We start from the raw sequence: 658 nt of genomic DNA on the forward strand, positions 1-658 counted from the left end.
ACCGCAACGCCCCTCGTAGGGCCAACTTGGTCCTCCTTCCCCCCCGTTTCCCGACGGGGGGAGGTAGAACAAAACAGAGGGCCGCACAAAGCGCGGCGGCGCCGGTCGGTCGCCGCCGCGCCGCCTCCATGTCTTCGCCACCGGCCGCACGTCGCCGCCCGCCCGTCGCCGCACGCAGCGGCCAAACACCAACACGGGCACGGGGACGAACGATGATCCTCAACGGTGCTGGCCAAAGACGCTTTGTGTTGCCACAAGAAGCGGATGGTGGTGGCGGCATGCGGGCCGACACGGCCAGATGCACGGGCGTTAGCACGGCCCGCTGATCCCGCACCAGCCACCAATCGGATGGCGATCGCGGCTATGAGAGGGGAAAACCCCCGCTACGACTGCACCGCATAGGCGGCCTACGGTCGAAGCAGTGCCTCCGGCGGGGGATCGGCCGGCACCGGGATGGAGAGGGCGCCGTTGCCGACCACGGTCCGTCGTGGCGGATGCCGGGGGCTCCCATCCCGCACGCCATCGACCCAGGCGGAGCCGAGCAGACGTGGGGGGGGGGGGGGGGGGGGGGGGGGGGGGGGGGGGGGGGGGGGGGGGGGGGGGGGGGGGGGGGGGAGGGGAGGGGGGAGGGGGGGGAGGGAAGGAAGACAGCCACCCA

The organism is Streptomyces sp. NPDC043427 (assembly GCF_056436655.1).